The 21,142-nt window shown below is 62.2% G+C and carries 19 protein-coding genes; 6 read left to right on the top strand and 13 right to left on the bottom strand.

The window, feature by feature from the left end:
- Nucleotides 1–10 precede the first annotated feature (10 nt).
- The 5 genes from ABEB22_RS17665 to ABEB22_RS17645 are packed head-to-tail and all read left to right on the top strand — an operon-like array spanning nucleotide 11 to nucleotide 6,937.
- Nucleotides 11–1,621: an ABC transporter ATP-binding protein gene (locus ABEB22_RS17665; protein ID WP_349295312.1), complete on the top strand. Its 1,611-nt coding sequence runs from the start codon at nucleotides 11–13 to the stop codon at nucleotides 1,619–1,621.
- Between the two features lie 41 nt (nucleotides 1,622–1,662).
- Nucleotides 1,663–3,045 (top strand): aspartate aminotransferase family protein, encoded by a 1,383-nt coding sequence (locus ABEB22_RS17660; protein ID WP_349295149.1) that lies wholly within the window; start codon nucleotides 1,663–1,665, stop codon nucleotides 3,043–3,045.
- A gap of 4 nt (nucleotides 3,046–3,049) precedes the next feature.
- Nucleotides 3,050–4,471 carry an amidase gene (locus tag ABEB22_RS17655; protein WP_349295148.1) on the top strand — a complete coding sequence of 474 codons (1,422 nt, stop codon included), beginning with the start codon at nucleotides 3,050–3,052 and terminating at the stop codon, nucleotides 4,469–4,471.
- Between the two features lie 49 nt (nucleotides 4,472–4,520).
- A complete protein-coding gene (locus ABEB22_RS17650; RefSeq protein WP_349295147.1) occupies nucleotides 4,521–5,591 on the top strand; it encodes a phosphotransferase in 1,071 nt (356 codons plus the stop codon).
- Entirely contained in the window at nucleotides 5,588–6,937 is a 1,350-nt protein-coding gene (locus ABEB22_RS17645; RefSeq protein ID WP_349295146.1) for an aspartate aminotransferase family protein, read from the top strand. Before ABEB22_RS17650 ends, ABEB22_RS17645 begins: the two co-directional genes overlap by 4 nt.
- Here the strand turns inward: ABEB22_RS17645 and ABEB22_RS17640 are convergent, their stop codons facing one another.
- The 9 genes from ABEB22_RS17640 to ABEB22_RS17600 all read right to left on the bottom strand — a co-directional run bounded on the left by ABEB22_RS17640 (nucleotide 6,938) and on the right by ABEB22_RS17600 (nucleotide 16,207).
- Nucleotides 6,938–7,777: an ATP-binding cassette domain-containing protein gene (locus ABEB22_RS17640; protein ID WP_349295145.1), complete on the bottom strand. Its 840-nt coding sequence runs from the start codon at nucleotides 7,775–7,777 to the stop codon at nucleotides 6,938–6,940.
- A complete protein-coding gene (locus ABEB22_RS17635; RefSeq protein ID WP_349295144.1) occupies nucleotides 7,774–8,610 on the bottom strand; it encodes an ABC transporter ATP-binding protein in 837 nt (278 codons plus the stop codon). The genes ABEB22_RS17640 and ABEB22_RS17635 overlap by 4 nt, the downstream gene beginning before the upstream one ends.
- A gap of 3 nt (nucleotides 8,611–8,613) precedes the next feature.
- Nucleotides 8,614–9,495, bottom strand: a complete 882-nt coding sequence (locus ABEB22_RS17630; protein WP_406871219.1) for an ABC transporter permease subunit — start codon at nucleotides 9,493–9,495, stop codon at nucleotides 8,614–8,616.
- Between the two features lie 14 nt (nucleotides 9,496–9,509).
- Nucleotides 9,510–10,517 carry an ABC transporter permease subunit gene (locus ABEB22_RS17625; RefSeq protein ID WP_349295142.1) on the bottom strand — a complete coding sequence of 336 codons (1,008 nt, stop codon included), beginning with the start codon at nucleotides 10,515–10,517 and terminating at the stop codon, nucleotides 9,510–9,512.
- A 67-nt stretch (nucleotides 10,518–10,584) separates the two neighbouring features.
- Nucleotides 10,585–12,186, bottom strand: a complete 1,602-nt coding sequence (locus ABEB22_RS17620) for an ABC transporter substrate-binding protein (protein WP_349295141.1) — start codon at nucleotides 12,184–12,186, stop codon at nucleotides 10,585–10,587.
- Nucleotides 12,187–12,522: 336 nt separating this feature from the next.
- Entirely contained in the window at nucleotides 12,523–13,950 is a 1,428-nt protein-coding gene (locus ABEB22_RS17615; RefSeq protein ID WP_349295140.1) for an MmgE/PrpD family protein, read from the bottom strand.
- A 3-nt stretch (nucleotides 13,951–13,953) separates the two neighbouring features.
- The gene (locus ABEB22_RS17610; RefSeq protein ID WP_339115229.1) at nucleotides 13,954–14,628 is read right to left on the bottom strand and encodes an amino acid ABC transporter permease; all 675 of its coding nucleotides are present in this window, start codon (nucleotides 14,626–14,628) and stop codon (nucleotides 13,954–13,956) included.
- Complete coding sequence (locus ABEB22_RS17605) at nucleotides 14,625–15,410, bottom strand: amino acid ABC transporter ATP-binding protein (protein ID WP_349295139.1); 786 nt, start codon at nucleotides 15,408–15,410, stop codon at nucleotides 14,625–14,627. The genes ABEB22_RS17610 and ABEB22_RS17605 overlap by 4 nt, the downstream gene beginning before the upstream one ends.
- Nucleotides 15,407–16,207: a transporter substrate-binding domain-containing protein gene (locus ABEB22_RS17600; RefSeq protein ID WP_349295138.1), complete on the bottom strand. Its 801-nt coding sequence runs from the start codon at nucleotides 16,205–16,207 to the stop codon at nucleotides 15,407–15,409. The genes ABEB22_RS17605 and ABEB22_RS17600 overlap by 4 nt, the downstream gene beginning before the upstream one ends.
- 120 nt (nucleotides 16,208–16,327) lie before the next feature.
- Between ABEB22_RS17600 and ABEB22_RS17595 the strand changes: the two genes are divergently transcribed.
- The gene (locus ABEB22_RS17595) at nucleotides 16,328–17,218 is read left to right on the top strand and encodes a LysR family transcriptional regulator (protein ID WP_349295137.1); all 891 of its coding nucleotides are present in this window, start codon (nucleotides 16,328–16,330) and stop codon (nucleotides 17,216–17,218) included.
- 5 nt (nucleotides 17,219–17,223) lie between these two features.
- On the opposite strand, the gene ABEB22_RS17590 is transcribed toward ABEB22_RS17595, so the two are convergent.
- The 4 genes from ABEB22_RS17590 to ABEB22_RS17575 form a co-directional block, all read right to left on the bottom strand.
- Nucleotides 17,224–18,183: a sugar phosphate isomerase/epimerase gene (locus ABEB22_RS17590; RefSeq protein ID WP_339115225.1), complete on the bottom strand. Its 960-nt coding sequence runs from the start codon at nucleotides 18,181–18,183 to the stop codon at nucleotides 17,224–17,226.
- On the bottom strand, nucleotides 18,180–19,205 hold the full coding sequence (locus ABEB22_RS17585) for a Gfo/Idh/MocA family oxidoreductase (RefSeq protein ID WP_349295136.1): 1,026 nt from the start codon (nucleotides 19,203–19,205) through the stop codon (nucleotides 18,180–18,182). Before ABEB22_RS17585 ends, ABEB22_RS17590 begins: the two co-directional genes overlap by 4 nt.
- Nucleotides 19,206–19,278: 73 nt before the next feature.
- Nucleotides 19,279–20,097: an ATP-binding cassette domain-containing protein gene (locus ABEB22_RS17580; protein ID WP_339115223.1), complete on the bottom strand. Its 819-nt coding sequence runs from the start codon at nucleotides 20,095–20,097 to the stop codon at nucleotides 19,279–19,281.
- 12 nt (nucleotides 20,098–20,109) lie between these two features.
- Nucleotides 20,110–21,135 (bottom strand): ABC transporter permease, encoded by a 1,026-nt coding sequence (locus tag ABEB22_RS17575; protein ID WP_349295135.1) that lies wholly within the window; start codon nucleotides 21,133–21,135, stop codon nucleotides 20,110–20,112.
- Between the last annotated feature and the right edge of the window lie 7 nt (nucleotides 21,136–21,142).

Here is a 21,142-nt window from a genome sequence, read left to right as displayed (position 1 = left end):
GGATGCAACCATGACCAAACCTGCGGTGCGCATCGAGGGGCTGAAGATCGCGCTGCCCGAAGGGGCCGACCGTCTCTATGCGGTGGACCGCGTGAGCTTCGATCTCTGGCCCGGCAAGATCCTGTGCGTGGTGGGCGAAAGCGGTTCTGGCAAATCGATGTCGGCCAATGCGCTGATGGGGCTCCTGCCCGAGGGGCTGCGCGTCAATGATGGTCGCATCCGGCTGGGCGATCAGGATCTTGTGGGTGTCACCGAGGCCGAGATGCGCGCCCTGCGCGGCAAGCGGGTGGCGATGATCTTTCAGGAACCGATGTCGGCGCTCAATCCGCTCATGCGGATCGAGGATCAGATCGCCGAGGTCTTCGAGGCTCATGGCCTCTTGCGCCCTTCCGAACGCCGCGCCCGTGCGCTGGATCTGCTGACCGAGGTGGGTCTGCCCGACCCCAAACGCGCAGCGAGGGCCTATCCGCACCAGCTCTCGGGCGGGCAACGCCAGCGGGTGGTGATCGCCATGGCGCTGGCCCTCGAGCCGGAGGTTCTGGTGGCAGACGAGCCGACCACCGCGCTCGATGTGACCACACAGGCGCAGATCTTGGAACTCATCCGCAACCTCCAGCAAAGCCGCAACATGGCGGTGATGTTCATCACCCATGATTTTGGTGTGGTGGCGGAGATTGCCGATTATGTGACGGTGATGAAACTGGGCCGCGTGGTCGAGGAAGGCCCCGCCGAGAAGGTTCTCCACCACCCCGAGCACCCCTATACGATCGGGCTGATCGATGCGATCCCGAAGCTGCGCGCAGGACGGGCAGCATGCCCCGAACGCCCGCCCTTGATGCAGGTGGAAGGCGCGTGCAAGACCTATCGCACAGGCGGCGGCATGTTCCGCAAGGCCCGTGTGGTCGAGGCGGTGAAGGATATCACCGTCACCATCGGACGCGGTGAAACCCTTGGGATTGTTGGTGAAAGCGGTTCGGGGAAATCCTCTCTGGGCCGCTGCCTGGTGAAGCTGCAGGATCTGGATGCGGGCCGGATGGTGCTGGACGGGCAGGATATGACCCATGCCACAGGCCCCGCATTGCAAGAGCTGCGCGCCCGTGTGCAGATGATCTTTCAGGACCCGTTTTCCTCGCTCAACCCGCGTATCCGCGTGGGGCAGACGATTGCCGATGGCCCCATCGCCCATGGCACGCCGCCCAAACAGGCTTTGGCCGAGGCCGAGGCGCTTCTGGCCCGCGTGGGCCTTCCCGGATCGGCCAAACGCTTCCCGCATGAATTCTCGGGCGGGCAGCGCCAGCGGATCGGGATTGCCCGTGCGCTCGCGCTGAAACCCGAGATCATCGTGGCCGATGAGGCGGTCTCGGCGCTTGATGTCTCCATTCAGGCGCAGGTGCTGGAGCTGCTGGAAGAGCTCAAACGCGAGCTGGGCCTCAGCCTTGTGTTCATCACCCATGATCTGCGCGTGGCCGCCCAGATCTGTGATAGGGTGATGGTCATGCAAAAGGGCCGTTGCGTCGAGATCGGGCCGGGCGCGCAGGTGTTCGACGCTCCCCAGCACCCCTACACACGCTCTCTGATCGAGGCCATTCCCGGCAAGGACTGGGATCTGGCCTTCAGCTGAAATCTTATGGCGCGCAAGCGCCGGAACCAAGGACGACAAAGATGTCTCAATCGAAAACCATTGCGCCCAATTCCATCGAGGCCCGCGATATTGCCTATCAGTTCCACCCCTCGGTCGATTTGCGGGTCTATGAGGAAAAAGGCGGCCTGATCATCGACCGTGGCGAGGGCATCTATGTCTTCGACCAGTCGGGCAAGCGCTATATCGAGGGGCTTGCAGGGCTCTGGTCGGTGGCTGTGGGCTTCAACGAGAAGCGTCTGGCCGATGTGGCCTATGCGCAGATGCAGAGACTGCCCTATTATCACAGCTTCAACTACAAGGCGCATGGCCCTTCGGTCGATCTGGCCGAGAAGCTGGTGCAGATCTCGCCCGCGCATCTAACGAAGGTGCATTTCACCTCCTCGGGGTCCGAGGCCAATGATCTGGTCGTGAAGATGATCTGGTATCGCTCGAATGCGCTGGGTCTGCCCGAGAAGAAGAAGATCATCGGGCGGGTGAAGGGCTATCACGGGGTGACGATCGCGGCAGGCTCGGTCACCGGTATTCCGGCCAATCACGGCAGCTTCGATCTGCCGCTCGACCGGATGATCCATACGCTCACGCCCGATTATCCGCGCGACCATCTGGACGGCGAGACCGAAGAGCAATTCTCCGCCCGTATGGCCGAGGCGCTGGAAGAGCTGATCCTGAAAGAAGGCCCCGAGACGATTGCCGCCATGTTTGGCGAGCCGGTGATGGGCGCAGGTGGCGTGATCGTGCCGCCCGAAGGCTATTGGGAGGCCATTCAGGCGGTTTTGCGCAAATATGACATCCTTCTGGTGGCCGATGAGGTCATCTGCGGCTTTGGCCGGACGGGGAAGATGTTTGCCTGCGAGACCTTCGGGATCACTCCCGATGTGATGGTGACCTCGAAGCAGATCTCCTCGTCCTATATGCCGCTTTCCGCGATCCTGATGAGCGATGAGTTCTACAATCCCATCGCGGATGAAAGCCACCGTCTGGGCGTGTTCGGCCATGGCTATACCGCCTCGGGCCACCCCGTTGCCACGGCTGTGGGCCTCGAGAATATCAAGATCATCGAGGAGCGCGATCTGGTGGGCAATGCCGCCCGCCTTGAAGGCCAGTTTCTGGCAGGATTGAAGGCGCTCGAGAGCCATCCGATGGCGCTCTGGTCGCGCGGTGTGGGCCTGATCGGTGCACTCGAGCTGAAGGGCACGGCCAAGGTCGGCCAGATGGGTCAGGCGGCGCAGGCCTGCCTGCTGGAAGAAGGGCTGATCGTGCGCGCCATCGGTGATGCGATCTGCCTGTGTCCGCCGATGATCATCACTGCCGAGCAGGTGGACGAGATGATGGCGGCGATGAAACGCGCGCTGGATGCGCTGGCCGAGACCGATCTGGCCCGCAGCGTGCTTGAGGAGGCGTAACATTATGGATGTGATCGACAAAACCGATCTGGGCGAGATGAGCGCCACCGAACTGACCCGCGCTTATGCGGCCAAAGAGGCGTCGCCCGTCGAGGCGGTGCAGGCCGCGCTCGACCGGATCGAACGGTTTGACGGCGACGTCAACGCCTTCGTCTATGTGGTGGCCGAGGAGGCGCTGTCCGAGGCGCGCGCCTCGGAGGCCCGCTGGGCCAAAGGCGAGCCGCTCTCGCCCATCGACGGGGTGCCTGCCACCATCAAGGAACTCACCCGCGTGAAGGGCATTCCGTTCCGCAAGGGCTCGGTTCTGGGTGAGAAGGACCCGTCTCCGACCGATCTGGAGATCGTCACCAAGCTGCGTCAGGCAGGCACGCCGATCCTTGGCACCACCGCCTCGCCGGAATTCGGCTGGAAAGGTCTGACCCATGGACCAGAGGGCGGCAACACACTCAATCCGTGGAACACCGCGCGTGCCTCGGGGGGCTCTTCGGGCGGTGCGGCCGTGGCTGCGGCGCTCAATATGGGCGTGCTGCATGAGGGCTCGGACGGGGCGGGCTCGATCCGTATCCCTTCGTCCTTCTGCGGGGTCTTCGGGATCAAGCCGACCTTCGGCTGGGTGCCTTCGACCGCACCCACAGGCCTTTTCGAGCTTGCCCATCGTGGTCCGCTGACCCGCACCGTCGAGGATAGCGGGCTGTTTCTCAATGCGGTGTCCGGCCCTTCGGTGAATGCGCTTTATGGCCGCTCGCCCAAGGATGTGCCCGATTTCGCCGCCGCCACACGCCGCTCGATCAAGGGGATGCGTATCGCCTATGCCCGCACGCTGGATGGCGCGCCCGTGGCCCCTGCCGTGGCCGAGGCCGTCGACCGTGCCGCGAGGGCCATGGCCGATCTGGGTGCGATTATCGAAGAAGCCGATCCCGGTTTTGCCAGCCCTCAGCAGGCGCTTCTGGATCTGTGGTATGCCGCTCAGGCCTGGGCGGTCGAGCAGGTCAATCCTAGCCCCGAGCAGATCGCCAGAATGGATCCCGGTTTCGTATCGATCACCGAACAGGGCCGCCTCCTGAGCGCGCGCGATTTCATCGCTGCCGATCAGGTCCGCGCCCAGCTGAAGGTGACCATGGCTAAGTTCCATGAACGCTATGATGCGCTGATGCTGCCCACCATGCCGCTGACCGCCTTTGAGGCGGGTGTCGATGTGCCGCCCGGCTCGGGGATGACGGAATGGACCGACTGGTCGCCTTTCACCTATCCGTTCAACATGACCGAGCAGCCTGCCGTATCGGTCAATTGCGGCTTCGATGCCGATGGCCTGCCGATCGGGTTGCAATTCGTGGGCCGCTGGTTCGAGGACGAGGTGGTGCTGGCGTTGGCGGCTGCCTATCAGTCCGCTCATCCGACACCATTTGTGAGCGCGCCGCGAAGCTGATAGCTCTTGGCCCGTCCCGATGCGGGGCGGGCCGGAGCCGGAGAGTGACATGACAGATCTGAATGACGCGCTTCGCTTTGCGGGGCAGGGGGGGCTGGCCACGCGCTTTACCCGTATCGGCCGCCATGAGGCCGCCCGCCTGTGCCAAGAGGCTTACGGGATCTCGGGGGCGATGAAGCGGCTCGAGACCGAGAAGGACGATACCTATCTGATCACGGCTCCAGACGCCCGCTATATCCTGAAGATCGCCAATCCCGACGAGACGCAGGGTGAACTTGATCTGCAGAACGCGGTACTGGATCATCTTGCGGAGCATTTTACCCGGCCCGCGCCGCGTGTGATCCGTGCCAGAACGGGCGAGGGGATGCTGCGCGAGCCGGCCTCGGGGCGGTTCTACCGGCTGCTCAGTTTCGTTGAAGGCACACCCTTGGACATGATGGAAACCCGTACCGAGACCCTGCCCGAGATCGGGCGGGTGCTGGCCGAGCTGCGTCTTGCCCTAGGTGGCTTCCGCCATCCCCATCAGAGCCGCCAGCTGGTTTGGGATGTGCAGCATGTGATGCGGCTGAGGCCCCTTCTGGGCGAGGTCAGCCTGCCGCCCCGTCATCAGGCACTGGCCGGTGAGGCCTTCGCGCGGCTGGCCGAGGTGGCACACCGCATTCCGGCGCTGCCGCGGCAGGTGGTGCATAACGATTTCTACGCCTCCAATATCGTGGCCGATCCCGAAACGGGCCATGTGACGGGGGTGATCGATTTCGGAGATGTTGTGGAATCGGCGGTGGCGATTGATCTTGCGGTGGCGCTGATGGGGCAGATCCTGAAGGCGTTCACCCCCGATCAGGATATCTTCGCCAACGCCTATCCGGTGCTTGCGGGCTATCTGGAACGGGCGCCGTTGAGCGATGAAGAGCTGGCCATCATCCCGCATATGGTCATGGCGCGGGTGCTGGTGCGGGCGGTAATGACCCAGTATCGCGCAGCGCTCATGCCCGAGAATGCCCCCTATATCCTACGCAATGCCGCGCCCAGCTGGGCGCAGCTCCAATGGTTTCTTGCGCGCCCGACCGCTGAGGTTGAAGCGATCCTGCGCGCCCGTCCCGAATTCCGGAGAGGCTCATGAGCATCGATACCCTATCCAAACCCGCCATCGGCATGGTCAACGGGTTCGACCCGTCCAAAGCTGCCGATCTTGCCCCCGCGCTGGCCGAGCGCATCGAGCGCCGCGCGCGCCTGCTGGGCCCGGCCTACCGGCTGTTCTATCAAGATCCCCTGACGGTCGAACGTGGCGAGGGCGCCTATCTCTATGACCCCGATGGGCGCGATTATCTCGACGCTTATAACAATGTGGTCTCGCTGGGCCACGCCCATCCCCGCGTGGTCGAGGCGGTCTCGGCCCAGATGGGGCGGCTATGCACCCATACGCGCTATGTGCAGGACGGGATCCTTGATCTGGCCGAGGAAATGCTGCCGAGCTTCGGCGGGCAGATCGCGGAGAACGGCCATATGATGTTCACCTGCACGGGGTCCGAGGCCAATGATCTGGCAACCCGCATCGCGATGCACAAAACCGGCAAACGCGGGGTGATCATCACCTCCGAGGCCTATCACGGCACCTCGCATCTGACGGCGGGCTATTCGCCCTCGCTGGGCGCGAAATCGCCCTTGGGCACATGGGTGCGCCGCGTGGCCGCGCCTGACAGCTACCGCCGCGATGTGGCAACCTTGGGTGCGCAGATGGCTGCCGAGGTGAAGGCGCAGATCGAGGATCTGGAGCGCCATGGCGATGGCATCGCCTGTTTCATCGCCGACAGCCTGTTTTCCTCCGATGGCATCTATTCCGACCCGAAGGGGCTTCTGGCGCCCGTGGCCGAGGTGGTGCGCGCCCATGGCGGCATCATGATCGCCGATGAGGTGCAATCGGGCTTTGGCCGCTCGGGCGAGGCGATGTGGGGCTATCAGCGCCTTGGCATCGACCCCGAGATCGTCACCATGGGCAAACCGATGGGCAATGGCTTTCCGGTGGCGGGGATCGCGGTCCGCCATGATGTGGTCGCGCCCTTCGGGCAGGATCTGCGCTATTTCAACACCTTCGGCGGCAATACGGTGGCAGTGGCCGCAGCCCGCGCCGTCTTCGACACGATCCGCGAGGATAACCTGCTGGCCAATGCGGTCACCATGGGCGATGCCATCCGTGATGGCCTGCGCAGCCTGAAGGACGAGCGTATCGGCGATGTGCGCGGTGTGGGGATGTATGTGGCTTGCGAGTTCGTGACCGATCACGCGGCTAAGACCCCCGATGCCGCGACGGCGACCGCCTGCGTCAATCTGATGCGTCAGAAGGGCGTGCTGATTTCCTCAACGGGGCCGGGGGCGAATATCCTCAAGATCCGCCCCCCGCTGATTTTCAATGCGCGCCATGTGGACCGGCTCCTCAGCACGGTCGAGGCCGCGCTGAAGGAGATCTGATCAAAGAGCGGGCGCGCGGGCCTTCCTGCGCGCCACCCGTGCCCGAATGGCCTCCAGATCGGTGACGGGCGTGGCGGCAAAGAGCTGGCGGGTGTAGGGATGCTGTGGGTCGCTAAAGATCGCATCGCGCGAGGCCTGCTCGACCGCCTCCCCCTTGTTCATTACCATCACCTCATCGGCGATATAGCGCACGACCGACAGATCGTGGCTGATGAAGACATAGGTCAGGCCCAGCTCTTCCTGCAGATCGGCGAGCAGGTTCAGCACCTGCGCCTGCACCGAAAGATCGAGCGCCGAGACCGCCTCGTCCAGCACCAGTAGCTCGGGGTTGAGCATGAGCGCCCGCGCAATGGCGATCCGCTGGCGCTGCCCGCCCGAGAACATATGGGGATAGCGGTTGAAATGCGCGGCCTGCAGCCCGACCTTTTCCAGCATCGCCTCGGCTTTCTCGCGCCGTTCCTTGCCGCTGAATTTGGTGTTCAGCAGAAGCGGCTCGGTCAGGCAATCGCCTACCTTCTGGCGCGGGTTCAAAGACCCGTAGGGGTTCTGGAAGACCATCTGCACCATCGAGCGCAACTTGTGGTCAGGCTTGCGTTTCGAGATGTCGACAGCCTCTCCGCCAATCTCCAGCGTGCCACCCGATTGAGCATCGATCAGAGCGATGATCCGCGCCAAGGTGGATTTGCCCGAGCCACTCTCGCCCACGATGGCCAGCGTCTTGCCCTTCTCGACGGCGAAATCGACACCTTTCACGGCGCGCACGGTCTTCGCGCGGCCAAGCATGCCGCCCGACACATGGTAATCCTGCGTCAGGCCGCGCCCTGCAACGACTGTGGTCATACGCCAGCCTCCGTATAATAATCCGAGACCGTGGGCAGCCTGTCGCCCGTGGCCAGTTCCGGCAGTGCCGAGAGAAGCGCCTTCGTGTAGGGATGTTGCGGCGCCTCGAAGAGCGAGAGCACCTCGGCCTCTTCCATCTTGCGCCCCTTATATTGCACCATCACGCGGTCGGCGGTCTCGGCCACCACCCCCATATCATGGGTGATCAGGATCAGCCCCATCCCATGCGCCTCCTGCAACTCCATCAACAGATCGAGGATCTGCTTCTGGATCGTCACATCAAGCGCGGTCGTCGGCTCATCGGCGATCAGCAGCTTCGGGCCGGTGGCGATCGCCATCGCGATCATCACCCGCTGGCATTGGCCGCCCGACATCTGATGCGGATAGGCGTCGATCTTCACCTCTGGCTCGGGGATGCCCACCTGCTCGAACAGATGGATCGCCTGCGCCCGCGCCTCGCGTTTGCCCAGACCCTTGTTGATCCGCAGCACCTCCTCGATCTGGAAGCCCACCGTAAAGGCGGGGTTGAGCGAGGCGATGGGCTCCTGGAAGATCATCGTGATCTCGCGCCCGATCAGGCGGCTGCGTTCGGCCTTTGACATATGCAACAGGTCGCGCCCGTCATAGGTCATTTCGTCGGCGGTGACGGTGGCGGTGTCGGGCAAAAGCCCCATCACTGCCAGCATCGAGACCGATTTGCCCGAACCGGACTCGCCCACAATGGCCAGAACCTCGCCGGCATCGACATAGGCGTCGATCCCGTCCACGGCCTTAAACGGGCCTGCCGAGGTGGCGAAGCTGACCGTCAGGTTCTTGATGGATAGCAGTGCCATGGATCAGCTCCGTTTCAGTTTCGGGTCAAGGGCATCGCGCAGCCCGTCGCCCATCAGGTTGATCGCCAGCACCGAGATCAGGATTGCCAGACCGGGGAAGGTGACCACCCACCATGCCCGCAAAATGAACTCGCGCGCCTCGGCCAGCATGGTGCCCCATTCGGGCGAGGGCGGCTGTGCGCCCATGCCAAGAAAGCCCAGGGCGGCGGCATCGAGCACGGCGGACGAAAATGACAGCGTCGCCTGCACGATCAGCGGCGCGAGGCAATTGGGCAGGATGGTCTTCAGCATCAGCCGGACAGGCCCTGCGCCTGCCATCCGCGCCGCCACTACATAATCACGCGATTTCTCGCCCATGACCGCGGCGCGGGTGAGGCGGGCGAAATGCGGCTGGTAGACGATGGCGATGGCGATCATCGCATTGGTCAGGCCCGGCCCCAGGATTGCCACCAGCACCAGTGCCAGCAGAAGCGAGGGGAAGGCCAGGATGATATCCATTATCCGCATGATCACGGTATCGACCCAACCGCCGAAGAAGCCGGCCAGAAGGCCAAGAATAATCCCGCCCGAAAGCGCGACCAGCACCACAACCACGCCGATGAACAGCGAATAGCGCGAGCCGTAGATCAGGCGCGAGAGCATGTCTCGTCCCACGGCATCGGTGCCCAGAAGGAATTCGGACTGGCCGCCTTCGGACCATGAGGGCGGCACAAGAAGGGCGTCGCGATATTGCATTGTTGCGTCATGGGGCGCGATCAGCGGCGCGAAGACGGCAATCAGAACCATCAGCGCAAAGACGCAAAGCCCCACCACCGCGCCCTTGTTGCGGCGGAAATCATGCCAGAAATCCGCGATCATTTTGCGGCGGATCTGGCCGTCGGTCATCTGGAGAGTAGTGCTCATTTGTGACGGATCCTCGGATTGATGAGGCCATAGGTCAGATCGACGATCAGGTTCACGATCATCACGATCCCCGCGATCAGCAGCAGACCCGATTGCACGACCGGATAGTCGCGCCGCGAGATGGAATCGATCATCCATTTGCCCACACCGGGCCAGCTGAAGATCGTCTCGGTCAGAATGGCACCGGCCATCAGAAGGCCGATCTGCAGCCCGATCGTGGTCACCACCGGCACCATCGCATTGCGCAGCGCATGGACCATGACAACGCGTCGGCCCGACATACCCTTGGCGCGGGCGGTGCGGACATAATCCTCGCCCATCACCTCGAGCATGGCCGAGCGGGTCTGGCGGGCAATCACCGCCAGCGGAATGGTGCCCAGCACCACTGCCGGCAGGATCAGATGCGAGAGCGCCGAGGTGAACGCGCCGTCCTGACCGGAGAGGAGGCTATCGATCAGCATGAACCCCGTGGGCGTGTCGAAATAGAACATCAGCGACATCCGGCCCGAAACGGGCGTCCAGCCGAGCGTTCCCGAGAAGAAGATGATCAGCAGAAGGCCCCACCAGAAGATCGGCATCGAGAAGCCCACAAGGGCCGTGGTCATCGAGATCTGGTCGAACCAGCTGCCGCGTTTGACGGCCGCCAGCACCCCCACCGGCACGCCGATCAGCGTGGCAAGGATAATCGCGCAGAGCGACAGCTCGACGGTGGCAGGGAAGAGCTGCAGGAATTCGCTCAACACGGGCTGTTTGGTGACGATCGAATTGCCGAAATCGCCATGCAGAAGCCGCCAGAGGAAATCGAGATATTGCGCCCAGACGGGCCGGTCGAAGCCCAGCTGGGCCGCGAGCTCGGCATGGCGTTCGGGGGTGATCCCGCGCTCGCCCGCCAGAAGGGTGACCGGATCGCCCGGCAGCACCCGCACGAAGCCGAAGGCCACGATGGTGATGCCGATCAGGGTCGGGATCAGGTAGAGAAGCTTGTTGAGGAAGAAGCGGATCATGTCATCGCCTTGCAAAGAGGCGCGCGAGAGGGGTCTCCCGCGCGCCTGATGTGGATTTACGCGAGGCTTATTTCAGGTCGACGGTCTCGAAGGTGAAATCCCCCAGAGGGCTCATCTGGAAGCCTTCAACATTGGCGCGCATCGGCACATATTGGGTGGAATGCGCGAGCGTGTCCCACGGGGCCTGTTCCTTGAAGATCACCTGCGCCTGCTCGTAGAGCTTGGCGCGCTCGGCCTGATCGGTGGTGGCTTTGGCCTTGGTCAGCAGCTCCGAGAAGTCCTCGTTGCACCATTGTGCGCGGTTCGAGCCGCCATCACCGGTGGCCGCACAGCTCAGGAGCACGCCCATGAAGTTGTCGGGATCGCCATTGTCGCCGGTCCAGCCCATGATGACCGCCCCTTTGCGCGCCGGATCGGTGGAGCGTTTCAGATACTCGCCCCATTCATAGGAGACGATCGAGGCCTTCACGCCCACCTTCTCCAGATCGGACTGCATCAGTTCGGCGGTACGGCGGGCATTGGGCATATAGGGGCGCTGGACGGGCATCGCCCAGATCTCCATATCCAGATTGCTCACGCCCGCATCAGCCAGCATCTGCTTGGCTTTTTCGGGGTCATAGGGGTCGTCCTGGATGCTGTCATTATAGGACCACATGGTCGGCGGAATCGGGTTTTTGGCCACTTCGCCCGCGCCCTGGAAGACGGCATCGATGATCGCCTGCTTGTTGATCGCCATATTCAGGGCCTTGCGGACCTCGGGCTTATCGAAAGGTGCGATGGTGGTGTTATAGGCCAGATAGGCCACGTTCAGGCCCGGTTGCTGGTCGAGCTTGAGATTGCTGTCGGCCTTGATCGCGTCCAGATCGGCAGGCGAGGGATAGGGCATCAGCTGGCATTCATTGGCCTGCAGACGCTGCAGACGGACCGAGGCCTCGGGCGTGATGGCAAAGACAAGATCGTCGATCTTGGGCGCTGTGCCCCAATAGTCGGCGTTTTTCTTGTAGCGGATGACGGCATCCTGCTGATAGGCCACGAACTGGAACGGGCCGGTGCCGACGGGCACCTGATTGAACTGCGCCTGCTTGCCCTCTTCGGCCAGCGTATCGGCATATTCTTTCGATACGATCGACATGAAGGGCATGGCGAGGTTTGCAAGGAAGGGGGCCTCGGGGCGGGTCAGGGTGATCTTGACCGTCATGTCATCGACCTTCTCGATGGACTTGATCAGATCGGCCATCTCCATCGCCGAGTAATATTCATAGGTGATGCCGGGCAGGTAATCATGCCACGGATTGTCGGGATTGCCCTGACGGTCGAAGCTGAAGATAACGTCATCGGCATTCATCGTGCGAGTGGGTGCGTAACCATCCACCGATTGCCATTTCACATCGGGACGCAGGTGGAACGTATAGGTCAGCCCGTCATCGGAGACATCCCATGAGGTCGCAAGACCCGGCTCGATCTCGGTCGTGCCCTTCTTGAATTCCACCAGACGGTTGAAGACCGGATGCGCAGAGGCATCGAAGGTGGTGCCGGCGGTATAGGGCGCCGGATCGAAGCCTTCGGGCGAGGCTTCCGAGCAATATACAAAGGTTTTTGCGAATGCCGGTGCCGAAAGCCCGAGCATGAGTGCAGAAGCAGCCAAAAGGCTACGCGTCATCTTCGACATGATTTCCCCTCTCTGTCGTTGACGAACCTGCCCCTCATTGGCGGGGGCAGTCCGGTCTCGCGGTTTTTTGACTTACCGGTCAACAATGGAAAAATATCGGCTCGATCGAAGCTGGCAAGGGAGTATCTGCTTACAAAGGGCCATTTTGTGAAAGAAAATTTTATATTGCGACATATTGCAGCAGATCATCACAAAACTTGCCAATTTGACAAGATTTCGGGAATTTCCGTTCAAACGGAACCTCTCCATATGCGCATGATATCCAGTTAGCGTGGGGAAGGAGGAGATCAACCCCACTCACAGGACGCGGCGTATGGCGGAGAATCCGTCGGGTGCTTAGGAGAACCGTGGCGCGTCTGGCTGGGTGAAGAAAGGTGCAATGAGCGGGCGAATATCCTCGACCTCTGAGATGTCCGCGAGCGAGGTGAGCAGGGTTTCGGGATGTGGTATACCCGCCTGTGCCATGAGACGCGCGGCCTTTGCATGGACGACTTCCGGCGGGACGGGGCGTAGTGCTCCCCCTAGGGGCGCGTCGATCCGGCAGCTATGGTGACCGCCATCGGTCAGGGTCAGCTCCACGCGCGCCTGTGGTCTGCGACCGACCCCGCGCATGGCGGCATCCATCTCCGGATCGGTATGGAAGGAGAGCCGGGTGGCCAGCTGGGCGGTCTCGAGCTGGTCGAGGGCGTCTGGCGTGAACCATGGCAGTCCAGCTTCGCGCCCGAGGGCCTGACAGGCCATGAGATGCGGTAGGGAAAACTGGGCATCAATGGCATTTTCAGGCGATGTATGAGCCATCTTTGTCGCGACATCGGCAAAGGAATGGACCTCGATACGGGCGATCCGGTCAAAAGGCGCGCCGCTTTCGGCCAGAACTGTATCGAACGCCTCCAGCACAGGCGCGATCCAGCGGCAGGCGGGATAGGTCTTGACCGCACCGTCCCCGGCATACCAGTCGTGGCCCAATCCCTCGGTCAGCAGGTCGGGCGCAAAGTGGTCCGAGCCCACCATCCGCCAGAACCCCTGTGGTCCCTCGAAGATATCCGCCGGCCCCTGTAACCCCGCTAGCGCCAGATCGACGCCCTGCACGCCCGCCTGGGCGGATGGGGCCACAAAATCCTTCAGGCTGATGATCGGTCGGGTGAACCAGTTATATTTGTGCAGGCTCGGCACCGCACTGAGGCTGGCCGCGAGGTTGAGCGCGTTGGACATCTGCGGCGCGCCCAACCCCTTGAGCCGCGCATAGGTGACCGCAGCACCCACCGATTGATGCTGTCCGATGCCGTAGACTTCCACGAAGCGTTTGGCACTCGGCTGGACCGAGAGGATCAGTCGGTTGTTGATCTCTGCCCCCAATACGAGAGCGGTCAGAAACGCGCGCCCCGTTACCGGCGCATCGCCCAGAGCCGCGAGCCCTGCGGCCACCAGCGAGGCTCCCGGATGGCCCATACCTTTGCCATCATGCTCGAACCCGTCATCAAAATCGAGAAGATTGGCCGCGAAGGCATTGGCGAAGGCCGCCAGCATCGGCCCGCTCGATCCGCCACCGATGAGCGGGCGACCCGATCCCTGCTGGCGGGCATAGGTGGCCACACTCTGCGCAAGGGGGAGCCTGCTACCGGCTGCCGCGCAGGCCAGCGTGTCGATCAGATGCAGGACCCATGACTGCATCACGCTATCGGGAATCGCCTCGGCGGGCGTCTCGCTGGCAAAAAGGCTCAGGCGCGGGGCAAGCCCCGTTGGCGGATCGAAGGGAAGGGTCATCGTTTAGCGCCTGAAATACCGACGGTGGATCTTGCGCTCTATGGCGCCCGCAATCAGTGAGAGCGGCATGATCGTGCAGATGAAGAAGAAGGCGACGAAGCTGAGCACCTCCAGCGGGCGGAAACTATGGGTGCTGAGCCTCTGTCCTTCATAAAGGATCTCGCCCACCGCGATATAGCTGCCCAGAACCGAGTTCTTGATCGCCATGATGCACTGGCCGGTAAAGGGCGGCATGATGCGCAGGAAAGCAAGCGGCAGCACGATCCGGTGCAGGATACGCCAGCGCGGCATGCCGACCGATTGCGCGGCCTCGACCAGCCCGCGATCAACGGCCTGCACCCCCGAGCGGAAGATCTCGGCGAAATAGACGCCCGAATAGACCGAGATCGCGAAGACGCAGGTCCAGTAGGCAGGCAGTGTCAGCCCTGCGATGATCGGCAGGCAGTAATAGGTCCAGACGACCAGCACCAGAGGCGGGCAGGAGCGGAACACCTCGATCATGGCGGTGGCGGGCCAGCGCAACCAGATCCGTTCCGACATGCGCAGAGGTGTGAGAAGCATCCCGATCAGGATGCCGAGTACGACCGAAAGCGCCACGATCTTGGCGGTCATCAGCACACCCTGTGCCAGAAGTCCGCGATATTCCCACAAGACGCCGAAATCCCAATCATAGCTCATTGTGCGGCCTCCTCGCGCAGTCCGGCGAAGAAGGACGCGGCGACAGGGTTTTGCGATTGCAGCATGACCTCGGCGGGCGGGCCCTGCTCGATCAGCTGGCCCTCATGCAGCAAAAGGACGCGGTCGCAGACGTCACGCGCGAAGGCCATCTCGTGGGTCACAACCAGCATGGTGGTGCCCGCATCGGCCAGATCGCGCATGACCTTGAGCACCTCGGCCACCAGTTCGGGATCAAGCGAGGAGGTCGGCTCGTCGAACAGCATCAGCCTGGGTCGCATCGCCAGCGCACGGGCAATGGACACGCGCTGCTGCTGACCACCCGACAGGCGGATCGGATACTGGTCTTCCTTCGTTTCCATGCCGACCTTGACCAGGAGGCTGCGCGCTTCGGCCACGGCCTCGTCCTTGGACAGTCCCAGCACCTTGACGGGACCTTCGGTGATATTCTCCAGCACTGTCATATGCGGCCAGAGATTGAAGTTCTGGAACACCATTGCCATCTGGCGGCGCTGATAGGCAAGGCGTGCCGCCGGAACAGGCTTGCGCCCTCCGGCGGCACTGCGGACACCCACTTCTTCCTGCTCGAGAAAAATTCGTCCGGCATTGGGCTGTTCGAGGAAATTCAGACAGCGCAGCAAGGTTGACTTGCCGGAGCCACTGCGCCCCAGAAGCCCCACGACCTGACGGGGATACACATCAAACGAGATACCTTTGAGCACTTCGAAGACACCGTAGGATTTACGGAGATCCTCGATACGAAGAATGGGGTCCGTTCCGGTCATGACTTGGTCGAACCCTCGACGCTGGTGTATTTCGCCCAGATCTTGTCCATTGTGCCATCGGCTTCGAGGGCGGCAATGCGGGTATCGAGCCAGTCAAGAAGCTCGTGGTCCTCGGATTTGCGCAGGCCGATATTGGTGGGCTGACGCTCGACCGGTTCGGGGATGACCATGGTGCCACGGTCGCGGCTGGCGATGTAATCGGCGACCTGCGCATCCGAGGTCACGATGGCATCGACGCGCCCGCTTTCCAGTTCGAGGAACATGGTATCGCTCGAGGGCGTGGCGACCCATGTGGTCTTGGTCAGTTTGGGCTGCAGGATGCGGGCCGCCCCCGAGCCGTCTATCACGGCAAGTTTGACATCGGGACTATCGATCGCGTCCCAGTTGGCAAAGCTTGCGGCGTTGTCTTTCAGCGTCAGGATCGTCAGGCGCAACCCGCCAATTGCCTTGGTGAAATCGATGGCTTCGGCCCGTTCGGGCGTGGAATTATAAGCGCCCATCAGGTCGAAGCGGCCCGATTGCAGGCCCGCCACAGCAGTGCCCCATTGGGTGTCGATATAGTCCACGGAGATGCCTTCGGGCGCGAACACCGCCTCGAGGATATCGGGCACGAGGCCTTTCCAATCACCGCTTGCGAAATCCTGTGTGAACCAGGGTTTCGCCTCGACCGCGCCGGCACGCACCTTGCCTGCCGCCTTGATCCCAGCCCATTCGGTCTTGCCTTGCGCCAGAAGCTGTTTGGGCAATAGGGCAGTGGCTGCGGCCGCCATCAGCGCCGCACGTCTGTTCAGTTTCATGTGCTTACTCTCTGTTGGACCAGTTTTTTAGATTTTGGTTCTCTTAGGCTTGACTATGGATCGGCAAAATTCATTCTGTCTAATACTTTATTTTAGGTATCCTATAGCCAAAGGGAATAGATGGACCGGCGCGAGATCGAGGTATTCGTCACTGTCATGCAACTCGGATCCGTGTCTGCGGCGGCGCGCCTTTTGAACATGGCACAGCCTTCGGTTTCGAAGGCCATCGCCATGATCGAACGTCGCCATGGCATCTCGTTGTTCGAGCGTCACAAGGGGCGGCTGACCCCGACAGAGGCCGCCCGTCAGCTTCTGGGAGAGGCGTCGCGGCTCGAGGCGGAGCTGTCACGCTTTGATCGCTATGTGGACACGATCCGCCAGATGCGCCCTGGTCTGATCCGCGTGGCGGCGACCCCCTCGCTTTCGCTGGGTCTGTTACCGGTGCTGGCGCGGCTTTACCGCGAAAGGCATGGCGATCAGGGGTTTATCTTTGATATGCATCCCAATCACGATATCACGGCGGCGGTGGAGCGGGGGCAATATGATCTGGGGCTGATGGTGCAGGCGGGCGCGGACCCGTTGCCGGGCACGCTCAAGATCGCAGGGGGCCACATCATCTGTATCATGCCCGAGGATCATCCTCTGGCCGCGCATGCCGAGATCGGGGCCGGAGATATCTCCGGTCAGGATCTGGTCGCCATCACCACCGACCGCGATATCGTGGCGATGCTGATGCGCAATGTTCCGGGTTTCGACCGGCGCAGCTCGCGCAGCCTCGAGACGAACCGCTACAATATCGCGGTCAATCTGGTGCGTCAGGGGCTGGGGATGACACTGGTAGACGGGTTTACTACGTTCGATCTCCCAAAGGAGGGGCTTGCGTGGCGGCCTGTCACGCCCAGCATGGAGGTCAGCCTTCTGGCGGCGATAGGCGAGACCACGGCGCAGCGCCCCGAAATGCGCGCATTGCTGGACATACTGGGCGGGCTGGAATTTGGCACCGCCGGATAGAGGGCTCAGATTGCCTGCGGTTTGAAATCCGAGGCAGCGACCGGCATGACGCCTTGCAAAAGTGCGACGGATTTCTCGAGCCCTTCCAGAGAGTTCAGCAGGACATCCTCGTGTTCGATAGATAACCAGCCATCATAGCCCGCCATTTTAAGCCGGTAGCAGAACTGACGCCACCACTCCTCCCCGTGACCGAAGCCCAGCGTGATATAGGACCAGCTGCGTGCCGGAATATCCATCAGGGAACCGTTTTCCAGAAGGCTCGTGGTGGCCTGAACCGGCGCATTGAGGAAGGTGTCCTTGGCATGGACATGGTAGATCGCCTCACCCAGTGCCTCGGTGGCCTGAAGCGGATCTGCCCCCATCCAGAACAGATGGGAAGGATCGAGATTTGCTCCGATCACCGGCCCTATCTCGGCGCGCAGCCTCAGGAGCGAGGGCACGTTATAGACGCATTGATTGCCATGCAGCTCGAGCGCGATCCGTTCCACCCCGCTTTCACGGGCTAGCTCCGCGATTTCATGCCAGAACGGGAATAGCTTCTCGTGCCACTGATAATGCAGAATTTCCCGGGTCTCGGGTGGCCATGAAGACACCACCCAGTTGGGCATCCGGTCCTCGGGCGATCCGGCAGGCAGGCCCGACATGGTGCAGACGGTCTTGATGCCCATTTCACCCGCCAACCGGATTGTGGTCCTCAGATCCTCACCTTGGCGCGGATCGGTCGGGTGGAGCGGGTTGCCATTGGCATTGAGGCTGATCACCTCGAGCCCGCGTTCGGTAACCTGTTTGAGGAAATCCTTGCGGACGCCCGCATCCCCCGCCATCCGCGCCAGATCGAAATGTGGGGCGGTGGACCAGCCGCAGGTGTTGATCTCGAGGCCCGAGACCCCCATCCGCTGCGCGTGCTCGAGCACATCCCCGAATGCCATCCCACCAAGACTGTCGGTCACAAATCCCAGTTTCATAGGGTGTCTCCCTTACGCGATTCATAAAAGGCAGGGCGGGAAGCCATGTTTACGGGTTCTTTGGCACCGCTGGCCAGAGCCCGTGCTCCTGTCTCGGCCACGAGGGCGGCGCAATAGCCATCCCAGCAATCGGCGGCGATCTCGGGGAAGAGGCCGGTTTCGACAAAGCCCAGAAAGGCGCGGTTCTGTGCCACATAGGCCTCGTGATATCGTCCGCGCCAATCGGCGTCATAGGCGGCGCTGCTGGCAAGCGCGCCTTCCATGCGGGTATAGGCCACATGGTTCATAGAAATGGAGGCCGTCTCGCCCACCAGCTCGGCGCGCACATCATAGCCATAGGCTGCGTTATTGTTCACCTCGATCGTGACGATTTGCCCGTCTCCGGTTTCCAGCACCATCACGACAGGGGCCACGCGGCTATCGGACCGGCGCGGTTGCGAAGCCGAGATGCTCGTATACTCGCACCCCAGCACATGGCGCACCACGTCGAACTCATGCGGGGCGGAATTGGTGATCGCCATCGCGCCGGTGAAATCCGCCGCCGGGGTTTCGACATTGCGGTGGAAATTATGCATCATCAGCGGGCGTCCCAGACGGCCCGCGCCCAGAGCCGCGCGCATCTCTGCATAGGCGCGGTCATAGCGCCGCATGAACCCCAGCATGACATGGCGTGCGCCGCTGCGGGTCTCGGCCCCGATCACTTCCAGACATTGTGCAGGCGATTGCGAGAGAGGCTTTTCCATCAGCACCTTCTTGCCCGCATGAATACAGGCGAGCGACAAGGGCGCGTGGGTGAAATCGGGGCTCGCCACGATCAGCGCATCCACATCCTCGCGGGCGATCACCGCCTCGGGGTCGCTGGCGATATCGGCGGCTCCACAGGCATCGGCCACAGCGCGCGCACGGGTCGGGTCCATGTCGCAGACCACTTGCAAGGATGCGTCAGGCAGATCGAGGGCGATGATGCGGGCGTGGTCCGCGCCCATGAGGCCCGCGCCGATCAGGCCTAATCGGATGGTCATGGAAATCTCCTTCTTGGCGCAAGAGGACAGGGCCGCCAGAGCGGCGGTCCTGTCGGGTCAGGTAGTGGGAAGATCAGCCGGCGGTCTGCGGGCTGTGCCCGTCATGGGTGTCCTGATAGACCTCGATCGAGGCCTCCAGAGCCGACATGGACTCTCCCCCTGCCATGAGATCGGCAATCTCCTCGCGGGTTTTCTCTCCCTTACGGAAATCTGCGGCAATCGCGCCGCGGATCAGCACCGCGAAATGGTCGCCTACGGCCATCGCATGCATGACCTGATGGGTGATGAAGATCACGGCCAGACCCCGGCGCTTGGCCTCGTTGACGATGCGCAGGACGTGGGCCGCCTGTTTGACGCCCAGTGCGGCGGTCGGTTCGTCGAGGATCAGCACGCGCGCCCCGAAATGCACCGCGCGTGCGATGGCCAGCGATTGGCGCTCGCCGCCCGAGAGCGCGCCCACCAGACGGTCGCCATCGGTGATCCGAGTGATGCCGAAATTCTGCACGGCCTCCACGGCGATCCTATTGGCCACATGGCGGTCGAAGCGGCGGAACGGACCCCAACCCTTGGTGGGCTCGGCGCCCATGAAGAAGTTGCGCCCCACCGACATCAGCGGATAGGTGCCGCCGAACTGGTGGACGGTGGCGATGCCGTGATCCTGCGCCTCGCGGGGCGTGTTGAACAAAACCGGCTTGCCATCCATCAGCATCTCGCCGGAGCTGGGCTGGTGGACCCCCGAGAGGGTCTTGATCAGCGTGGATTTGCCGGCACCGTTATCGCCCAGAAGGCAGAGCACCTCGCCCGCATGCACCTTGAGCGAGATCTCGTGCAGCACGTCGATCGGCCCGAAGCTTTTGTCGACTTTGCGCATTTCCAGAACGGGAGCAGTCATGAGCGGATCTCCTTATTTCTTCTTGCCGGACATCGACAGCGCCATACGGCGGAAACTGTCATTCATCAGAACCGCGATCAGCAGCATGACCCCGATGATCAGCGAGCTGAGATTACGGTCGAAGGGCGTGTAGCCGATGCCCTGCTGGACGATGGCCAGGGTCGCGGTGCCGAAGAAGATCCCGGAGACGGTGCCAAAGCCGCCTGTCAGCAGCACGCCACCCACGACGACCGCGATAATGCAGTTGAAGATCAGTGCGAAGTTGGTGGTGGTGGTGGCCGAGTTTGCCAGCGTTGCCTCGCAGATACCCGAGAGGGCGGCGGCCATCGCGGTCAGCACGAAGAGGCCGATTTTCAACTTGTCGGTAGGGATGCCCGCATTATGTGCGCTTTCCTTGTCGCCTCCCATCCCGAAGATCCAGTTCCCCCAGGGCGATTGATGCAGGAAGAAATAGAGCATCGCGGCCAGTGCAAACCACCAGAAGACCGAGGATTGCAGACCCCAGATATGATAGGAGCCGAAGACGAATTTGGCCCATTCGGGCGAAGGCATGGCCTGGCTTGTGGTGTCGGTCAGGAAGAGCGACAGGAAGAGCGTCAGGCCGGCTACGGAAAACAGTGTGGCCAGCGTCACGATGAGTGAGGGCACCTTGGTGCGAGTGACCAGAAGCCCGTTCACCGTGCCCACCGCTGCGGCAATCGCGAAGGTCAGCACAAGGCCCACCACGAAAGGCAGCCCGTAATAGCCGCAACTTATGGCCATCGCCATCTTGGCTGCGGGGACCATAGCACCGATGGAGATATCAAGCTCACCTGCGATCATCAGAAAACCAACGGGAATAGCAATGATCCCGATGGTCGAAGCCGCGTTCATCCAGCTGGACGTGCCGAAGGGCGAGAGGAAGTTACGATCATATCCGAAGATACTGAAAAAGATAAAAACAAGCACCATACCCATGAAGGCGCCCATTTCGGGGCGTCGGAACAGGCCGGAGACGGAAAACGGGGTAGATGTGGGCGCATTGGGTTTCGGGGGCATAGACAGG

Origin of the sequence: Thioclava sp. 'Guangxiensis', assembly GCF_045348365.1 — a bacterium.
GTDB lineage: Bacteria > Pseudomonadota > Alphaproteobacteria > Rhodobacterales > Rhodobacteraceae > Thioclava > Thioclava kandeliae.
The sequence above is the reverse complement of the archived record's forward strand: the minus strand, read 5'-3'. Positions and strand labels throughout refer to the sequence as shown.

Coding starts and splice junctions, on each gene's coding strand:
- ABEB22_RS17665 (WP_349295312.1), top strand. CDS start 11: ATGACCAAACCTGCGGTGCGCATCGAGGGGCTGAAGATCGCGCTGCCC.
- ABEB22_RS17660 (WP_349295149.1), top strand. CDS start 1,663: ATGTCTCAATCGAAAACCATTGCGCCCAATTCCATCGAGGCCCGCGAT.
- ABEB22_RS17655 (WP_349295148.1), top strand. CDS start 3,050: ATGGATGTGATCGACAAAACCGATCTGGGCGAGATGAGCGCCACCGAA.
- ABEB22_RS17650 (WP_349295147.1), top strand. CDS start 4,521: ATGACAGATCTGAATGACGCGCTTCGCTTTGCGGGGCAGGGGGGGCTG.
- ABEB22_RS17645 (WP_349295146.1), top strand. CDS start 5,588: ATGAGCATCGATACCCTATCCAAACCCGCCATCGGCATGGTCAACGGG.
- ABEB22_RS17640 (WP_349295145.1), bottom strand. CDS start 7,777: ATGACCACAGTCGTTGCAGGGCGCGGCCTGACGCAGGATTACCATGTG.
- ABEB22_RS17635 (WP_349295144.1), bottom strand. CDS start 8,610: ATGGCACTGCTATCCATCAAGAACCTGACGGTCAGCTTCGCCACCTCG.
- ABEB22_RS17630 (WP_406871219.1), bottom strand. CDS start 9,495: ATGACCGACGGCCAGATCCGCCGCAAAATGATCGCGGATTTCTGGCAT.
- ABEB22_RS17625 (WP_349295142.1), bottom strand. CDS start 10,517: ATGATCCGCTTCTTCCTCAACAAGCTTCTCTACCTGATCCCGACCCTG.
- ABEB22_RS17620 (WP_349295141.1), bottom strand. CDS start 12,186: ATGTCGAAGATGACGCGTAGCCTTTTGGCTGCTTCTGCACTCATGCTC.
- ABEB22_RS17615 (WP_349295140.1), bottom strand. CDS start 13,950: ATGACCCTTCCCTTCGATCCGCCAACGGGGCTTGCCCCGCGCCTGAGC.
- ABEB22_RS17610 (WP_339115229.1), bottom strand. CDS start 14,628: ATGAGCTATGATTGGGATTTCGGCGTCTTGTGGGAATATCGCGGACTT.
- ABEB22_RS17605 (WP_349295139.1), bottom strand. CDS start 15,410: ATGACCGGAACGGACCCCATTCTTCGTATCGAGGATCTCCGTAAATCC.
- ABEB22_RS17600 (WP_349295138.1), bottom strand. CDS start 16,207: ATGAAACTGAACAGACGTGCGGCGCTGATGGCGGCCGCAGCCACTGCC.
- ABEB22_RS17595 (WP_349295137.1), top strand. CDS start 16,328: ATGGACCGGCGCGAGATCGAGGTATTCGTCACTGTCATGCAACTCGGA.
- ABEB22_RS17590 (WP_339115225.1), bottom strand. CDS start 18,183: ATGAAACTGGGATTTGTGACCGACAGTCTTGGTGGGATGGCATTCGGG.
- ABEB22_RS17585 (WP_349295136.1), bottom strand. CDS start 19,205: ATGACCATCCGATTAGGCCTGATCGGCGCGGGCCTCATGGGCGCGGAC.
- ABEB22_RS17580 (WP_339115223.1), bottom strand. CDS start 20,097: ATGACTGCTCCCGTTCTGGAAATGCGCAAAGTCGACAAAAGCTTCGGG.
- ABEB22_RS17575 (WP_349295135.1), bottom strand. CDS start 21,135: ATGCCCCCGAAACCCAATGCGCCCACATCTACCCCGTTTTCCGTCTCC.